The sequence below is a fragment of the Lapillicoccus sp. genome (assembly GCF_036559105.1).
GTDB lineage: Bacteria > Actinomycetota > Actinomycetes > Actinomycetales > Dermatophilaceae > Lapillicoccus.
In genome coordinates this window covers 29134-44010 of sequence record NZ_DATBTV010000141.1, presented here as the reverse complement: position 1 = coordinate 44010, position 14877 = coordinate 29134, and the positions used below count along the sequence as shown (strand labels likewise).

Annotated in this window: 17 protein-coding genes; 12 read left to right on the top strand and 5 right to left on the bottom strand. The window is 71.5% G+C overall.

Annotated features, from left to right (window positions below; genetic code table 11):
• The first annotated feature begins 13 nt into the window (after positions 1-13).
• From VIG79_RS19900 to VIG79_RS17420, 7 genes are all read left to right on the top strand, one after another.
• Complete coding sequence (locus VIG79_RS19900; RefSeq protein WP_414672650.1) at positions 14-163, top strand: PDZ domain-containing protein; 150 nt, start codon at positions 14-16, stop codon at positions 161-163.
• 120 nt (positions 164-283) lie between these two features.
• Positions 284-2338: an ATP-binding domain-containing protein gene (locus tag VIG79_RS17445; RefSeq protein ID WP_331887928.1), complete on the top strand. Its 2055-nt coding sequence runs from the start codon at positions 284-286 to the stop codon at positions 2336-2338.
• A 129-nt stretch (positions 2339-2467) separates the two neighbouring features.
• Complete coding sequence (locus VIG79_RS17440) at positions 2468-3796, top strand: MFS transporter (protein ID WP_331887926.1); 1329 nt, start codon at positions 2468-2470, stop codon at positions 3794-3796.
• Positions 3793-4269, top strand: a complete 477-nt coding sequence (locus VIG79_RS17435; protein WP_331887924.1) for a thioesterase family protein — start codon at positions 3793-3795, stop codon at positions 4267-4269. The genes VIG79_RS17440 and VIG79_RS17435 overlap by 4 nt, the downstream gene beginning before the upstream one ends.
• Positions 4266-5369 carry an alcohol dehydrogenase catalytic domain-containing protein gene (locus VIG79_RS17430; RefSeq protein ID WP_331887922.1) on the top strand — a complete coding sequence of 368 codons (1104 nt, stop codon included), beginning with the start codon at positions 4266-4268 and terminating at the stop codon, positions 5367-5369. The genes VIG79_RS17435 and VIG79_RS17430 overlap by 4 nt, the downstream gene beginning before the upstream one ends.
• Before the next feature lie 33 nt (positions 5370-5402).
• Positions 5403-6053 carry a hypothetical protein gene (locus VIG79_RS17425; protein ID WP_331887920.1) on the top strand — a complete coding sequence of 217 codons (651 nt, stop codon included), beginning with the start codon at positions 5403-5405 and terminating at the stop codon, positions 6051-6053.
• 502 nt (positions 6054-6555) lie between these two features.
• Positions 6556-7209, top strand: a complete 654-nt coding sequence (locus VIG79_RS17420) for a DUF4097 family beta strand repeat-containing protein (RefSeq protein WP_331887918.1) — start codon at positions 6556-6558, stop codon at positions 7207-7209.
• A gap of 9 nt (positions 7210-7218) precedes the next feature.
• Here the strand turns inward: VIG79_RS17420 and VIG79_RS17415 are convergent, their stop codons facing one another.
• Complete coding sequence (locus VIG79_RS17415) at positions 7219-8169, bottom strand: LLM class flavin-dependent oxidoreductase (protein ID WP_331887916.1); 951 nt, start codon at positions 8167-8169, stop codon at positions 7219-7221.
• A gap of 30 nt (positions 8170-8199) precedes the next feature.
• Positions 8200-8967, bottom strand: a complete 768-nt coding sequence (locus VIG79_RS17410) for a DUF4031 domain-containing protein (RefSeq protein WP_331887914.1) — start codon at positions 8965-8967, stop codon at positions 8200-8202.
• Positions 8968-9076: 109 nt separating this feature from the next.
• Here VIG79_RS17410 and VIG79_RS17405 point away from each other — a divergent pair, with 109 nt between their 5' ends.
• Entirely contained in the window at positions 9077-9361 is a 285-nt protein-coding gene (locus tag VIG79_RS17405) for a WXG100 family type VII secretion target (protein ID WP_331887912.1), read from the top strand.
• A gap of 398 nt (positions 9362-9759) precedes the next feature.
• On the opposite strand, the gene groL is transcribed toward VIG79_RS17405, so the two are convergent.
• Positions 9760-11388, bottom strand: coding sequence for a chaperonin GroEL (groL, locus tag VIG79_RS17400; RefSeq protein ID WP_331887910.1), 1629 nt, complete (start codon positions 11386-11388; stop codon positions 9760-9762).
• Between the two features lie 205 nt (positions 11389-11593).
• Between groL and VIG79_RS17395 the strand changes: the two genes are divergently transcribed.
• The 3 genes from VIG79_RS17395 to VIG79_RS17385 are packed head-to-tail and all read left to right on the top strand — an operon-like array spanning position 11594 to position 13347.
• Entirely contained in the window at positions 11594-12049 is a 456-nt protein-coding gene (locus VIG79_RS17395) for an AraC family transcriptional regulator (protein WP_331887908.1), read from the top strand.
• 10 nt (positions 12050-12059) lie between these two features.
• Complete coding sequence (locus VIG79_RS17390; RefSeq protein ID WP_331887906.1) at positions 12060-12470, top strand: VOC family protein; 411 nt, start codon at positions 12060-12062, stop codon at positions 12468-12470.
• Between the two features lie 13 nt (positions 12471-12483).
• Positions 12484-13347 carry an MBL fold metallo-hydrolase gene (locus VIG79_RS17385; RefSeq protein WP_331887904.1) on the top strand — a complete coding sequence of 288 codons (864 nt, stop codon included), beginning with the start codon at positions 12484-12486 and terminating at the stop codon, positions 13345-13347.
• A 79-nt stretch (positions 13348-13426) separates the two neighbouring features.
• Here the strand turns inward: VIG79_RS17385 and VIG79_RS17380 are convergent, their stop codons facing one another.
• Together VIG79_RS17380 and VIG79_RS17375 are read right to left on the bottom strand one after the other, a co-directional pair.
• Positions 13427-13873 (bottom strand): HIT family protein, encoded by a 447-nt coding sequence (locus tag VIG79_RS17380; RefSeq protein ID WP_331887902.1) that lies wholly within the window; start codon positions 13871-13873, stop codon positions 13427-13429.
• A 1-nt stretch (position 13874) separates the two neighbouring features.
• Positions 13875-14315, bottom strand: a complete 441-nt coding sequence (locus VIG79_RS17375; protein WP_331887900.1) for a hypothetical protein — start codon at positions 14313-14315, stop codon at positions 13875-13877.
• 51 nt (positions 14316-14366) lie between these two features.
• Here VIG79_RS17375 and VIG79_RS17370 point away from each other — a divergent pair, with 51 nt between their 5' ends.
• Positions 14367-14876 carry an OsmC family protein gene (locus VIG79_RS17370; RefSeq protein ID WP_331887898.1) on the top strand — a complete coding sequence of 170 codons (510 nt, stop codon included), beginning with the start codon at positions 14367-14369 and terminating at the stop codon, positions 14874-14876.
• Position 14877: the final 1 nt, after the last annotated feature.

The following is a 14877-nucleotide window of genomic DNA, read 5'->3' as shown; positions in this document are numbered from 1 at the left end:
GAAGGACGCCGTCATCGCCATCGACGGCAAGCCGATCGACTCCTCGGAGGCGCTCGTCGCCAACATCCACGAGCACAAGGTCGGGGACACGGTGACCATCACCGTCATCCGCGGCTCGCAGAAGCAGGACCTCAAGGTCACCCTCGCCGCCCGTCCCGGCTGAGGGTTAGGCGACCGGTTCCGCCTTTCCCTGGTTCGCGGAACCGGTTGCCCCACTGGGGCCTTCCACAGGTAGATTGACGCTTCCCCTGAAGGAGCGCCACCTGTGGAAGGCCCCTTTCGCATGCCTGACGACACGGTCGTGACCGACGACCTGGCCCGGGAACAGGCATACCTCGAGAACGCCCGTCGCGAGCTGGCGCGGATGCGCGAGAAGACCCTGTCGGCCCGAGCGTCGGGCGGCGACCGGGTGTCCGACGAGTTCCTGGCGAACACCCTGCAGCGGCGCGCCGCCCAGCTCGTCGACGACCCCACCACGGCGCTGTTCTTCGGCCGCCTCGACCTCACCCATGAGGAGCACGGCCAGGAGCGTTGGTACATCGGGCGGCGGCACGTCAACGACGAGCTGGGCGACCCGGTGGTCATCGACTGGCGCGCCGACCTCTCCGGGGCGTTCTACCGGGCCTCTCGCGGCCACCCGATGGGCGTGCGGCTCCGTCGTAGGTTCGGCGTGGACCGCGGACGGCTGACCGCCTACGAGGACGAGCACCTCGTCGCCCCCGAGGCGGGCGACGTCGGGCGCAGCCAGATCCTCGTCGACGAGATCGAGCGACCGCGGGTCGGCCCGATGCGCGACATCGTCGCCACGATCCAGCCGGAGCAGGACGAGATCGTCCGCGCCGATGCCGCGACGACGGTATGCGTGCAAGGGGCGCCGGGGACCGGCAAGACCGCGGTCGGCCTGCACCGGGCGGCGTGGCTGCTCTATGCGTTCCGCGACCGGCTGCTGCGGTCCGGCGTGCTCGTCGTCGGTCCCAACCGCGCCTTCCTCGAGCACATCGGCGCGGTGCTGCCCGCCCTCGGCGAGGTCGAGGTGCGCCACACCACGGCCGAGGAGCTGGTCGCCGGCGACACGCGAGTGCGCGGCGTCGACGCGACGGGGGTGGCCGTCCTCAAGGGCGACGCGCGGCTGGCCGCGGTGCTGGAGCGGGTGGTGTGGGCCCATGTCCGGTCCGCCACCGAGCCTCTGGTCGTGCCCCGCGGCGCCCGGAAGTGGCGGGTACCCGCGTACGACGTCACCGAGGTTCTCGAGGAGCTGCGCGGGCGAACCATCCGCTACGAGGCGGCGCGGCTGGTGCTCCCACAGCGGCTGGCGCACCACGTCCTGCTCGCGATGGAGCGCAGTGGCGACTCACCGGACGACCGGGTCCAGGACTCGGTCGCCCGGTCCCCGGCGGTGCGCGCCTACGCGGCGACGGTGTGGCCGAAGCTCGACCCGCGGCAGGTGCTGTTCGACCTGCTCTCGTCGGCCGAGGCGCTGGCCGAACACGGCGACGGGCTTCTGACGCCCGGCGAGCAGGAGCGGCTGCGCTGGCGGACGCCGCCGCGGTCCAAGAGCGCCGCCCGGTGGTCGGCCGCGGACCTGGTGCTCCTCGACGAGCTGGCCGACCTCCTCGAGCGGACGCCGAGCCTGGGCCACGTCGTGCTGGACGAGGCGCAGGACCTGTCGCCGATGCAGCTGCGCGCGGTCGGGCGGCGCTGCTCGACCGGTTCGGCCACGGTCCTCGGCGACATCGCGCAGGGGACGACGCCGTGGGCGACCGACTCGTGGGCGTCGTCACTGTCGCACCTCGGGAAGCCGGACGGCCACATCGAGATCCTGGACCGGGGGTTCCGGGTGCCGGCGACGGTGATCGACTTCGCGGCGCGGCTGCTGCCGTCGATGGCGCCGGGGCTGGGTGCACCGGTGTCGGTCCGCGAGAACCCGGGCCGCCTGGACCTGGTCCGCGTGCCGGCGGCGGCCGTCGCGGCCGAGGTGGCGGTGGTCGTGGCGCGTCTCGCCGGGGAGCCGGGTTCGGTCGGCGTGATCGCGCCGGCCTCCCTGGTCACCGCCGTCTCGACGTCGCTGACCAGGGCCGGGATCGGGCACGGCATCCTGGGCGCCGACCACGGGGACGTCGACCACCAGGTCGACGTGGTCCCGGCCACCGTGGCGAAGGGCCTCGAGTTCGACCGGGTCGTGGTGGTCGAACCCACGGTCATCGCCGCGGACGAGCCGGACGAGCGAACCGGGCTGCGGCGCCTGTACGTCGTGCTCACCCGAGCCGTCTCGGAGCTGACCGTCGTGCACTCGAGGGACCTTCCGGGTGCCCTGGGAGATCCTCACGACCGGCGCTGACAACCCGTTTCGGGTTGACAGGTCCGGGCCTACGTCGAAGACTCGGGCCGCCTGGCAACCCGGCCAGGACGATCCGCGGGGCGGCGGGGGTTCGCCAGACGGCTCGCGACAATCCCGAGGCAGGTTTTCATGTCGGCAAGCGCAACGACGGACAGCACCCCCGTCAACCGTCGCCGGGCGGTACTCGCCAGTACCGTCGGCACGAGCATCGAGTGGTACGACTTCTTCCTCTACGGCACCGCCGCGGCGCTGGTCTTCCCGAAGCTGTTCTTCCCCGGGAGCTCGCCGTTCGCCGGCGTCCTGCTCTCCTTCTCGACCCTGTTCGTCGGGTTCGCCGCCCGTCCGGTCGGCGCGGCGATCTTCGGTCACTACGGCGACCGGGTGGGTCGGAAGGCCACGCTGGTGACGACGCTCGTCCTCATGGGCGTGGCGACGTTCCTCATCGGCCTGCTTCCCGGCTACAACACCATCGGCGTCGCGGCGCCGATCCTGCTGACCCTGTTGCGGATCGCCCAGGGCATCGGCGTCGGCGGCGAGTGGGGCGGCTCCGTCCTCATGTCGATGGAGTGGGGTGACAGCAACCGCAAGGGGCTGATGGCCAGCTTCCCGCAGCTGGGCGTGCCGATCGGGCTGCTCCTGTCGACGGCGATGATCCGGCTGATGACCGGCGTCCTGAGCCCCGAGGACTTCGACAGCTGGGGATGGCGGGTGCCCTTCCTGCTGAGCTTCGTCCTGGTCCTCATCGGCCTCTACGTCCGGCTGCGGGTGCTGGAGAGTCCGGAGTTCCGTGAGGTCAAGAAGGCCGACGCGGTCGTCAAACGGCCGTTCGTCGAGGTGCTCAAGGAGCACCCGATGGAGATCCTCACCTCGGCCTTCGTCCGGATGGCCGAGCAGGCGCCGTTCTACATCTTCATCACGTTCGTTCTCACCTACGGGACGACGATCCTCGAGATCGAGCGGAACGAGCTGCTCAACTACACGCTGGTGGCCGCCGCCGTCGGGTTCATCAGCGTTCCGCTCTTCGGCTACCTCTCCGACCGGATCGGGCGCCGGCTCATGTACGGCATCGGGATCGTCTGCACGGCGCTGTTCGCCTTCCCGTACTTCGGGCTGCTCAACACCAAGGTGGCCGGGCTCGTCCTCGTGAGCATCGTCGTGTCGCTGATCTTCCACGACATGATGTACGGCCCCCAGGCCGCGCTCATCGCGGAGAGCTTCGGCACCAACCTGCGCTACAGCGGGGCAGGGATCGGCTACCAGCTCGCGTCGGTCATCGCCGGTGGGCCGGCCCCGCTGATCGCTGCCGCCATCCTCCAGAACACCAAGTCCAGCACCGGGATCAGCTGGTACATCATCGGGTGCTGTGTGCTCTCGATGATCGCCCTGGTCCTCATGCCACGAACGCAGCTCCGTAAGGACGAGGCCGCTCGTCAGGAGGCGGGGCAGGCGAGAGCATGACGGCCGCCGCTGACGGCCCCGCGGCCACGACGCGCGACCCACGGACGCTGACCCGGAAGCACTTCGACGTCGTCGTACCGGCGACGACGCGATGGTCGGACAACGACATGTACGGCCACCTCAACAACGCCGTCTACTACGAGCTGTTCGACTCGGCGATCAACGGCTGGCTGATCACCGGCGCCGGCGCCGACGTCCTGGCCCTTCCCGAGCTGGGGGTCGTCGCCGAGTCCGGCTGCCGATTCTTCCGGGAGCTGGAGTACCCGGGGCTGCTCGACGTGGGCGTTCGGGTCGAGCGTCTGGGCCGGAGCAGCATCACGTACGCGCTCGGCCTGTTCGGCGCCGAGCAGGGCGCCCCGGCCGCCGTCGGGCACTGGGTCCACGTCTACATCGACCGCGCCTCTCGCTCCCCCGTGCCCATCCCCGCGGCGGTGCGCGAGCTCCTCGAAACCGCTGAGAGGGTTCGGACATGAGGATCACTGGCGCGGTGCTCGAGCAGGTCGGTCGTCCCGGGCCCTGGGCGGAGACGAGACCACTGACCGTCGGTGAGCTGGACCTCGAAGGTCCCCACGCCGGAGAGGTGCTGGTCCAGGTGGAAGCCGCCGGGGTCTGCCACTCCGACCTGTCGGTGGTCGACGGCAACCGACCTCGTCCCGTCCCCATGCTGCTCGGCCACGAGGCGTGCGGTCGCGTGACCGAGCTCGGCGCAGGCGTGACGGACCTCCAGGTCGGCCAACGCGTCGTCATGACGTTCCTCCCCCGTTGCGGCCACTGCGCCGGCTGCGCCACCGACGGCCGAATGCCGTGCGGTCCAGGATCAGCGAGCAACAACGCCGGCGAGATGCTCGGCGGCGGGAGCCGCCTCAGCCGCGACGGGAGTCCGATCTACCACCATCTCGGCGTGTCCGCGTTCGCCACGCACGCGGTCGTGGACACCCGGTCCGTGGTCGCCGTGGACGACGACGTCACCACGGCGGTGGCGACGGTCCTCGGGTGCGCCGTGCTCACCGGCGGCGGCGCACTCCTCAACGCCGCGCCCCCCGAGCCTGGCCAGAGCGTCATGGTCGTCGGCCTGGGCGGGGTCGGCATGGCCTCGGCGCTGACCGCCATCGCGCTCGGCGCCGGCGAGGTCGTGGTGGTCGACGGGGTCGAGGCCAAGCGGAACCAGGCCCGGGAGCTCGGCGTCACGATGGCCCTCGACCCGGCCGAGCTGGAGAGCCGTGGGGTGAAGGCCGATGTCGTCGTCGAGGCCGCGGGCAACGCGCGCGCGTTCGAGGCCGCGCTGGCGGCCACCCTCCCGGGCGGCCGCACGGTCACGGTCGGTCTTCCCAACGCGGCGGCGCGAGCGAGCGTGTCACCGCTGCAGCTCGTCGCCGAGGCCAGGACGGTCATCGGCAGCTACCTCGGCTCAGCGGTGCCGTCCCGTGACATCCCGATCTTCGCCCAGTGGTGGCGCGAGGGCCGGTTGCCCGTCGAGGCGCTGGTCTCCGCCCGGATCGGGCTCGATGACGTCAACCGGGCGATGGACGAGCTCGCCGCCGGGCGAGCGGTCCGGCAGCTCATCGAGCTCTGACGCGCATACTCAGCCTCTGAAAGACTCGGCCGCGTGCCGGCGCTCATCAGGTGGTGGACCCAGGACGTCACGGCGCTGAGCCCCCGCGCCGACCCGCTCGAGGTCGCGGCCACCGGTGGCGACCTGCTGGAACGATGGACCGAGCCGCAGCGCCGGTACCACTCGACCAGACACCTGGTGGAGATGTTCTGGGCGCTGGAGGACCTCACTGACGCGGGCGAGCTGTCCGACACGGACGCCACCCTCGGGCGGGTGGCGGCGTGGCTGCACGACGCGGTCTACGAGCCCTCCGCCGACGTCGGGGCCAACGAGTCGGCCAGTGCCGAGCTGGCCGAGACGCTGCTCCCCCGGGTCCGCGTGGACCGCGGGTCGGTGGCAACGGTCGTCGAGCTGGTCCGGATGACCGTCGACCACGCGGTGCGCCACGACTCCGCCCTGCACCGGGCGTTCCACGACGCCGACCTGTGGATCCTCGCCGCCCCGGAGCAGCGGTTCGACGAGTACTGCGGCCAGGTGCGTGAGGAGTATGCGGCGGTGCCGGACGAGCTCTTCCGCGTCGCCCGGTCCCGGATCCTCCGCGACCTCGTCGGCGCCGAGGGGATCTACCTCACCGAGTACGGCCGCACGCACTGGGACGGTCAGGCCCGCGACAACCTCGACCGCGAGCTGGCCCGGCTGTCGTAGCCGCAGCTCCCCGACGACCGCTGCCGGCCTGGCGCGAGTGGCGGACAGCCGGACAGGAACGAACGCCGACATCGGGCCCAAACCGAGCGGAAACCGGACTCGTTCCTGTCCACCGGTCCGCCGCAGCGCCGACCACCGACGTACAGCTCGGGCAGACGACCGGCGGCTCGAACGCCCAAGGGATCCGGGATGACCCTGACTGTGCCGAGCCAGCCGGCACCCATGAGCTGCCGGGGAGTGATGATGGGACACTCGATGACCGACGGGGAGAGGGTGTGGTGACCGGGTGACGACGTCAGGACCGCAGGACAGTCCCGTCTGGCCGCCCGCCCAGCCGGGTCCCCAGGATCGCCCCGAAGCCCAGGCCGCACCAGCACTGCCGACACCCGCGTCACTGCCGACACCCGCGTCACCGCCGACACCCGCGTCACCGCCTCCCGCTGCGCCACCGAGCCGGCGACGACCGACCCACCCTCGACGCATCGCCGGGGCCGCGGCCGGAGTGCTGGTCCTGGTAGGGGCCGGAGCGGCGGTCGCGCTGGCGGGCCTGGGCCAGCGCGTCGAGCAGCACGACCTCCTGACCCACCAGATCTCGGCCCTGACCGTCAACACCGGAGGTGGCGACGTCACTGTCCGCACCGGCGGCGCGCCGGGTACCGTCGAGGTGACCCGCAAGACACGGTCGGCCGGGGGGCTCACCCCGCTGGGAGCGACCAGCTGGGAGGGCAACACGCTGACCCTCCTGGGGGACTGCGAAGGCTGCGGCGACATCGACTACGAGATCAGGGTGCCTGCCGGGGTCGACGTCACGGCCAAGACCGGGTCGGGCGACATCGAGCTCGACGGCGGACTGGGCACCGTGTCCCTGCAGACCGGTTCGGGTGACATCGACGGGGACGTCGCGGCCGCCGACAGCATCACCACCCGCACCGGCAGCGGGGACATGGAACTTCGGCTCGGCAACGCCCCCAGCCTGCTGTCCGCCCACTCCGGGTCAGGAGACGTCGACATCAAGGTGCCGAACAACCAGAGCTACGCCGTGGCGTTCAGGACGGGCTCGGGCGACACGGACATCAACGTCCCTCAGCAGAGCACCTCCGATCGGAAGATCGAGGTCCAGACCGGCTCGGGCGACATCAGCGTCAGTGGTGGATGAGGCCCGGCGTCAACGGGCCGCCGCGATCGCGATGACGTCGTCGATCTGACCGCGGGCGGTCTCGAGGTCCGGCGCCGGGAAGAACGCCGCCCCGGTGACGCCCTCCGCCTCGAGCAGCGCCAGATGCTCCACGGCGTCGTCCCGCGTACCGATCGCGCCGATCTGCAGCCACCAGTCGCGCGGCATGCCGACGATGCCGGCCAGCCCGTCGGTCTCGTGACGCCCGCGCAGGTCGTCCAGGAACGGCAGGTGTCGGAACCCCACGGAGCCCAGGTGCTCGGCCACGGTCGGCGCCATCTGCCGGTAGGCATCGCGGGCGTCGGCGGCGACAGCCATGGTCACCAACGTCTCGAGCTGCCAGCCGGGCTCGTGGTCGTGGCCGGCCTGTCGCGCCGCCCGGCAGTGCGGGACGGTGCTCGGCCCGCCGAGAATGACGCCGTCGGCGACCCGGGCGGCGAGGGCCAGCGACTTCGGGCCGCCCACGCCGGCCAGCACGAGCGGGACCGGGTCGGGTACGTGCGTCAGGCGCACCTCGTCGAGCGCCACCTCGCGGCCCTGGAAGGTGACCGTCTCGCCGCGGAGCAGCCGCCGCACCGCGGAGATGACCTCGTCCAGCGTGGTGAGCGGTGACGCCGTCGCCGCGCCCATCTGGGCCATCCAGGACTGGATCCCGTGCCCGATCCCGCCGACCACCCGTCCCGGGGCGAGGCTGGCGAGGGTCGCGATCTCCATGGCCGTGACGGCCGCGGTCCGCGCGACGGCGGGCAGGATCCCGAGCCCCACCGTCAGGCGCTCCGTCGTCGCGAGCGCCGCGGCGGCCAGCGGGGGCGCCGTCGTGAAGAAGCAGTCCTCGACCAGCCAGAGCTCGTCGATCGCGCCCGCCTCGAGCCGTTGCGCGAACTCCGTCACCCCCGAGGCCGAGCACTCGCGAGGAAAGGACATCCCGATCGTCATCGCCATGGCGACGACGCTAGGCCCCGCCGACGACAGCTAGTCGAACAGCCGCGGCACGAGCGGCCACCAGAAGTCGGCCCCGCACAGCCGCTCGAACTCGGCGCGGTCCACCCAGTGCCACCCGTCGACGTCGTCCTCGCTCGCCGCCATCGACGGCGCGCTCCCCGCGACCCGGGTCCGGAACACCTGCAGGTAGCTCCGACCCGGAAGCCACCGACCGCGGACCTCGCCGTCGACCGTGAACCGCTCGTACGCGCATACCTCGAGGTCGCCGGCCGCGACGACGAGCCCGGTCTCCTCCCGGACCTCGCGCACCGCGGCGTCGACCACCGCCTCCCCGTCTTCGCGCCAGCCTCCCGGCGACCCCCAGGCGTCGCGGCGCGGCGAGTGGACGACCGCGAAACAGTCCTGGCCGTCCTGCACGAAGCACATGGCGGCGAAGACGCCGCTCGCAGTCACCGGGGAGTCCGAGGCGATGAGGTCCACGGAGGCGTGGGTGCCGTCGGGGAAGACCATGGCGGGTATGCGGGCCACCGGCCGGTCCCCGCGCCGCTTGCGCAGCCGCAGCCCGCTCCCGATGAGCCGTCGGACGACGTCGGCGCCGGTCGTCGAGGTGGCGCCGGCGGAGACCACCAGCGCGTAGCGCTCCTGCGGCACGTCGTAGTGGTCGCCCTCGAACGAGCGGGGGTGCAGGCCGACCCGGTGGGCGAAGGCATGCAGCTCGTCGAGCGACGTGTCGCTGATGAGGTGCGCGAAGACGGTGCCGTGGCGGGGCCAGATCGGCTGGTCGATCCAGATGGTCATCGCGGCTCACGCTAGTGGGCCTGTGGACAACCGGCAGGTCCGGTGGCGCCGCGGTCCTAGCGTCGGCATGAGGAACCACCCCGTCAGAGCGAACCCTTCAGGAGGAACCATGTTCACCGTCGACACCGACCGCATCCAGGCCGCCGCCTCCGACATGTCCGGCATCGCCGGCGAGATCGAGTCGTCCGTGGCCGCCATGCACGCCCGCCTCACCTCGCTGGAAGGCTCGTGGACCGGCGCCGCGGCGACCGAGTTCCAGGGCCTGGTGAGCGAGTGGACCGCGCTGCAGGGGCGGGTCCGTGCCGACCTCGCCCAGATCGCCGCCCTCACCTCGCGCGCCAGTGGCAGCTACGCCGAGACCGAGCAGGGGGTGCGGGGACTGTTCGCACACTGAGCGCCAGACGCCCCGGTCTCGGGGAAACGCGAGGTCACGCCGGCTCGTCTGGGGTACCCACCAGCGGCACCGTGCTCGATGCCACGGCTTCGACGCCGTCGGTCCAGGGACGGACGACAGGCGAAACGTAGCCCTGGTGCGGACCGTGAGCCGGACGATTCAGAAGACCGTCAGGTTCGTCAGGGAGCGCGGGGCCGAGAGCCAGGCAGGCGCTTCTGAGCTCCCCGCTCGCGGCTCCTGGTTCGCGGCTCCTGGCTCGCAGCTGGCGGCTGGCGGCTGGGGTTGCGGCTGGGGCTGCCGGTTGGGGCGGCCGGTCGACAAGACGGGACACAGCCAGAAGGCGGCCCCCCTCTCGGGGAGCCGCCTTCGGGTACCTCAGTGGTGCGGGAGCGTCGGACTCAGAAGTCCATGCCGCCCATACCGCCGTCGCCACCCGGCATGGCCGGTGCGGCCTTCTCGGGCTTGTCGGCGATGACCGCCTCGGTGGTGAGGAACAGCGCCGCGATGCTCGCGGCGTTCTGCAGCGCGGACCGGGTCACCTTGACGGGGTCGTTGATGCCGGCCTTGAGCATGTCGACGTACTCACCGCTGGCCGCGTTGAGGCCGTGGCCCCGGTCGAGACCCCGGACGCGCTCGGCGACGACGCCGCCCTCGTGACCGGCGTTGATGGCGATCTGCTTCAGCGGAGCCTCGGCCGCGACGCGGACGATGTTCGCGCCGGTGGCCTCGTCACCCTGCAGGTCGAGCTTCTCGAAGACCCGGTTGGTGGCCTGGAGCAGCGCGACGCCGCCACCGGCGACGATGCCCTCCTCGACGGCCGCCTTGGCGTTGCGGACGGCGTCCTCGATGCGGTGCTTGCGCTCCTTGAGCTCGACCTCGGTGGCCGCGCCCGCCTTGATGACGGCGACGCCGCCGGCGAGCTTGGCGAGACGCTCCTGGAGCTTCTCCCGGTCGTAGTCGGAGTCCGACTTCTCGATCTCCGCCTTGATCTGGTTGATCCGGCCCTCGATCGCGGACCGGTCCTCCTGGTCCTCGACGATGGTCGTGTCGTCCTTGGTGACGACGACCTTGCGGGCCTTGCCGAGCAGGTCGAGGTCGGCGTTCTCGAGCTTGAGACCGACCTCCTCGGACACGACCTGGCCACCGGTGAGGATGGCGATGTCGCCGAGCATGGCCTTGCGACGGTCACCGAAGCCGGGCGCCTTGACCGCGACCGACTTGAAGGTGCCGCGGATCTTGTTGACGATCAGCGTCGCCAGGGCCTCGCCGTCGACGTCCTCGGCGATGATCAGCAGCGGCTTGCCGCTCTGCATGACCTTCTCGAGCACCGGCAGCAGGTCCTTGACCGACGAGATCTTGCTGTTGACGACCAGCACGTAGGCGTCGTCGAGCACCGTCTCCATACGCTCGGTGTCGGTGACGAAGTAGTGCGAGATGTAGCCCTTGTCGAACCGCATCCCCTCCGTCAGCTCCAGCTCGAGGCCCATGGTGTTGGAGTCCTCGACGGTGATGACGCCTTCCTTGCCCACCTTGTCCATCGCCTCGGCGATGAGCTCGCCGATCTGCTCGTCGGCGGCGGAGATGGAGGCGGTCTGGGCGATCTGCTCGCGCGTCTCGACCTCGGTGGCCGAGGCGAGCAGCTCGTCGGAGACGGCCTGGACGGCCTTCTCGATGCCGCGCTTGAGCGCCATCGGGTTGGCGCCGGCCGCCACGTTGCGCAGACCCTCGCGCACCATCGCCTGGGCGATGACGGTGGCCGTCGTCGTGCCGTCACCGGCGACGTCGTCGGTCTTCTTGGCGACCTCCTTGACGAGCTCGGCGCCGATCTTCTCGTAGGGGTCCTCGAGCTCGATCTCCTTGGCGATGCTGACACCGTCGTTGGTGATCGTGGGAGCGCCCCACTTCTTCTCGAGCACGACGTTGCGACCCTTAGGGCCCAACGTCACCTTGACCGCGTCGGCGAGAATGTTCATTCCTCGCTCGAGGCCGCGGCGTGCCTCTTCATCGAATGCGATGATCTTGGCCATTCGGGTGGTTCCTCCCACGCGAATCGATGTGGAGACCAGGTGGGCGCCCGCGACGGACGGCCCGGGTCCCGCACGCTCAGGTTCCGTGCGCTCTCCGGCCCTCGCCCAGATGGTCGAGTTGTCACTCTCATGTCGAGAGTGCTAACGCCATTATTGGCACTCGACGGGGGAGAGTGCAAACGAGGTGTCGCCTATCGTGAGCCGGGTGACGACGGCCGCGCCGGGGGTGAGCACAGCCCTCCTGCCGCACCTGCGCCGGGCCCGCGACCATATCGACCGCCGGTATGCAGCGGACCTCGACCTCGCGGGCCTCGCCGCCGTCGCCGGGGTCTCCAAGTACCACTTCGCCCGGTCCTTCGAGGCGGCCTACGGCGAGACCCCGATCCGGTACCTCACTCGCCGACGGATCGAGCGGGCCCAGGACCTGTTGCGGTCGGCGAACCTCACGGTGACCGAGATCTGCATGGCCGTCGGGTTCAGCAGCCTCGGGTCGTTCTCCACGCGGTTCTCGGCGCTCGTCGGCGAGTCCCCCACCCAGTACCGCGACCGGTGGGCGGCGACGGGCGGTCCCCGCATACCGGGCTGCTACCTGTTCATGATGGGCGTGATCTCGTCGACGTCCGCAACCTCGGAGAAGCCCGCCGTGCACCCTCCCGCCTAGCGTGGCGGCCATGATCACCAACGTCTCCCTCACCACGATCTACTGCCTCGACCAAACGGCAGCGCGCGACTTCTACGTCGACGTGCTCGGGTTCGAGCCTCGGGTCGACGCCGAGATGTGGCCGGGCGCCCGCTGGGTGACCGTCGGCCACCGCGACCACCCGGAGCTCGAGATCACGCTGATGCTCCCGGGTCCCCCGCTCAGCGACGAGGCCGCGGCGTTCGTCCGCGACCAGCTCGGCAAGGGCGCCATGGGCGGCCTCGGCCTGCAGGTCGACGACTGTCGGGCCACCTACGCAGAGCTCTCGGCCAAGGGTGTCGAGTTCCTCCAGGAGCCGGCCGAGCGCCCCTACGGCGTCGAGGCGGTCATCCGTGACAACTCCGGGAACTGGCTCGTCCTCGTCGAGAAGCAGCCCGGCTGACAGACTCGCCGGTATGCGTGGGGCCGGCGGCTTCGTCGAGATCGGGGACGGGGTCCACTTCGCCCGGTACCCGCAGTGGGACGTGTGCGTCGGCCTGGTCGTGGGCCGCGAGCGGGCGCTGGCCGTCGACACTCGCGGCACCGAGGTCCAGGGCCGCGAGGTTCTCGACGACCTCGCCCGCCTCGCGCTTCCGGTGCCGGTGACCGTCGTGGTCAACACGCACGTGCACTACGACCACACCTTCGGCAACCGGGCCTTCGACTCGGCCACCATCCATGCGCACCAGCGGGTCGGGCAGACCTTCGACGCCGACGCCGAACGGCTCAAGGCCCGGTTCCGCGCGGACCCGGAGCCGGGTCCCGACGCGAGCTACAGCACCGAGGACGTGCGCGACCTGCTCGACACCGAGCCCCGGGGGCCGGACGTCACCTTCGCGACCACGGCGAACGTCGATCTGGGCGGCCGGGTGGTGCACCTCGCGTACGCGGGGCGCGGGCACACCGACGGCGACATCCGGATCTGGGTGCCGGACGCCGGCGTGGTCTTCCTCGGCGACCTCATCGAGGAGTCCGCCGACCCGTCGCTCGGGTCGGACTCGTGGCCGTTGGAGTGGGCGGCCACCCTGGACCGGCACCTGCACGCCGTCCCTCCGGACGCCGTGGTGGTTCCCAGCCACGGGACGCTGGTCGACACGGCGTTCGTCGCCCGGCAACGGGACGAGATGGCCGCCCTCGCCGAGGTCATCCGTGAGCGGCACGCCGCGGGCGTCCCGCTGGCGCAGGTGCAGCGCGAGGCCGACGAGCGGCTGCCGTACCCGCTGCCGTGGCTGGCCGACGCGTTCGCCCGTGGCTACGCCCAGCTGTCCGGAGTGGTCTGAGTCGTACGCCCGTTTGGGGGAGACCTTTCGGTGTGCTGACGCGGAGAAGACTCCCCAGAGACGCCCGGCAGGCGACGGCTCAGCGAGCCGGCGGCGGCTCGAGCACCGCGGCGAGGCGCGACGCATACTCGGCCGCCTCGTCGTCGGAGGCGTACTTGGTGCGCGGCCAGAAGAACCCGCGAAGGCCGTCGCCCTTGGTCCGCGGCACCACGTGGACGTGCAGGTGCGGCACCGACTGGCTGACGACGGTGTTGGTCGCGACGAACGACCCCTGAGCGCCGAGCCCGTCGACCACGGCCCGGGCCAGCCGCTGGGTGGCCTCGAGCAACGGGTCGCGCAGCCGCGCGGGCAGGTCGGGGAGCGCGTCGACGTGTTCGCGGGGCACGAGCAGCACGTGGCCCTTGAACACCGGGCGCGCGTCGAGGAAGCCGACCAGGTCGGGCTCGTCGAGCACGATCTGAGCCGGGACCTCGCCGGCGACGATCTGACAGAAGACGCAGGCCTTCGCGGCGGCGGCGCTCGCCACGTCAGTCGGGCAGCTGGGTCCGCAGCGAGCCGTCGGCCTCCGACGACACCGGGTCGTCGAGGTCGCCGATGAACACGGCCACGATCCCGCGGTAGGGGTTCGACTCGACCTCGGCGAGCATCTCGCGCCACGCGCGCAGGTTGGGGTGGTCCATCGAGGTGGTCGCCTCGGCCGGCGCCAGCCCGTTGATCGCGTGGGTCAGCTCGGCGACCGACAGGACGTGCGTGGAGGTGCCACTGGCGTACCCGATGGTCTTGGCGAGGACGACTGCCGGCAGGTAGTGGTCGCCGACGTTGATGACCGGGAACTCGTACTCCGCCGACGACGTCGCGGAGGTGAGACCGACGGCGTATGCCGCGGGCCGCGTCCAGCCCTCGATGGACGCGGCGATGGTCTCCCGCGCGGCGTCGAGCTCCTCGGGTGTGCTCCAGGCGGCCGTCATGAGCGCCAGCCTCGCACAGCCCGCCGGACCTGATGGCGTTAGCGTCGGGTCATGGACCAGGACGCTCTCGCCACCCTGCAGGCCCCGCTCAAGGCGTCGTACCGGGACGACCCGGACGCCGCCCTCGTCACTCTCCGCGCGAGTGGGCGGCTCGGCGAAGGGGTGTCGTGCTCCCTCGACACCGGGCGCGCGCTGGCCGAGGCGGGCCTGCACCCCGCGGCCGGGGGCGACGGCAGCCAGCTGTGCTCCGGCGACATGCTCCTCGAGGCCCTGGTGGCCTGTGCCGGCGTGACGATGCGCGCCGTGGCGACCTCGATGGGACTGGATCTGCGCGGCGGGTCGGTCCGGGCCGAGGGCGACCTGGACTTCCGCGGGACGCTCGCGGTGTCCAAGGACGCGCCGGTCGGGTTCCGCGAGATTCGGCTGTCGTTCGACGTCGACACCGATGCGACGGACGACCAGCTGGCCGCACTGGCCAAGCTCACCGAGCGGTACTGCGTGGTGTGGCAGTCGCTGCGACGGCCGCCCGACGGATCGGTGTCGGTGACGCGCGCGAGCTGAC